This window comes from Kitasatospora sp. NPDC087314, assembly GCF_044744365.1.
In the GTDB taxonomy this organism is placed as follows: domain Bacteria; phylum Actinomycetota; class Actinomycetes; order Streptomycetales; family Streptomycetaceae; genus Kitasatospora.
The window spans coordinates 1-1,745 of record NZ_JBIUYE010000052.1 but is presented as its reverse complement, the minus strand read 5'-3'; the positions used below and the strand labels follow the sequence as shown (position 1 = coordinate 1,745).

Below are 1,745 nucleotides of genomic sequence, written 5' to 3'. Positions count from 1 at the left end.
GCCGTGGATCAGACCGTTCTTCCGCGCCTTGCGCTCGCTGTCGGGGGCCAGGAGCTCCTGGCTCTCGGATGTCCGCTCGGTCACAACCGTCTCCTGAGTCGCATCGGTCCGGACTGCTGAGGGTGGGCAGCCCTGGTGGGGGTGGACGGGCACGGGCGGCCCCCCGCCCCGTGGGCCGTATCGCCGTACCGGGAGCGCCGGTTGCTCCCCACCGGGCTCCGTGTCGGCTGGTCGGCCGTCGACGTGTTCGGCCACGTCGCCGTCCGGCCGGGCTGCAGCTCCCCCGCCACCCCCGTGGTGGGCGGCGATCGGCAGCCGGGCTCGCCCGTCGGCACGATCCGTACGGTATATCGAACGGCGGCGGGAGGAAAGAGGTACCTGAGCGCGGTGGCGGGATCGGCGTGTCGGGCGCCGGCCGCCAACCCCGCACGGGGGCACACCCGGTGGGGCCGTCACCCCGCGAACCGTCCCGACGGTCGAACGGGGTCGGGCCGGCCGCGCCGGGAAGCCGGGCCGGGGCACCCCGCCGCCGCCCCGGCGACGCTGCGCTCCGTGTACCACCCGGGCATTCGGTAAACCGAACAACGGGAGCCTAGGGCCTCACACTTGGTGCGTCAACGGTCACTCCCCGGTAACACCCTGGGGCGGCACCACAGCGGGGTGGGCGGGACACCGGGAGGTCGAACCGAGGTCGGCCAGGTGCAGCCGCTGCTCCCCGCGGGAGTGCAGCAGCAGCACCGAGCGGACCGTGCCCTCCAGGGCCGTGTACGTGTGCGGCAGCGTCGCGTCGAAGCCCACGTAGTCGCCGGGCCCCAGTTCCACCTCGTGCCCGTCGACCCGCACACCGAGCCGACCGGCCTGCACGACCGTGTGCTCGGTCCCGATGTGGCCCAGCGAGTCCTGGGTGCACCCGGCCCGCACCTGCTGGTCGTAGACCTCGAACACCGAGTCCTCGGACTCGATCCGCCGCAACGGCCGGATGTCGACCGCCTTCCCGCGCAGCGCCTCCACATCGGCGGCGCGCACCACCGTGAGCCCGCTGGACGGCCGGCGGTCGACCAGGTCGGAGACCGGCACCTCCAGGACGCGCGAGAGGCCGAGCACCGTCTCCAGGGTGGGATTGCCGGTACCCGACTCCAGCTGCGACAACGTCGCCTTGCCGATCTTCGAACGCCTCGACAACTCGGAGATCGACAGCCCGCGTTGGGTCCGCACCTGCTTCAGGTTGGCGGCCAGTACGGCACGGACGGATTCCGTGGAGACGCTCATGCTTTCCCTCTTCCCTCTCCGTCGACGTTCGATATACCGTACGGGACATGCCAGCAGGCATGTTCACATCCGCAACACCCGAGCAAGCCCATCTGTGTGACGGGTGGGGATGAGCTCCTGCCGGGTCCAGATCGTTCGACGCAAGCTCCGTGACGTCCGCTCAGCCGATCACCCACGAGCAGGTTGTGGCCCGACCGGCGCAGCCCAACGCATTGGTGCCAGCTCGCTGACGGCGAGTCTAGCGGGAAGATCCTCGCCTCCGGCGGGTGCGATCCACACCCGCCGCGCAATCGATCCGCCTTCCCTACCCACCCTTTGCCCTGCCCACACCCCGACACGCGACGGCTGCCCACCCTCAGCAGCCTCGACCGCAATCGATCGTCCAGGAGACGGTAGTGACCCAGCCGACCCAGCAGACGCCCGAGGCCACGCCGGCCGATGACATCCAGCCGCGGACGAACCGCCTGCCCGGGGGT

At 71.2% G+C, this 1,745-nt stretch carries 1 protein-coding gene; it reads right to left on the bottom strand.

Annotated features, from left to right (window positions below; all coding sequences use genetic code 11):
• Positions 1-621 precede the first annotated feature (621 nt).
• On the bottom strand, positions 622-1,269 hold the full coding sequence (locus ACIO5E_RS39645) for a helix-turn-helix domain-containing protein (RefSeq protein ID WP_400677585.1): 648 nt from the start codon (positions 1,267-1,269) through the stop codon (positions 622-624).
• Positions 1,270-1,745 lie beyond the last annotated feature (476 nt).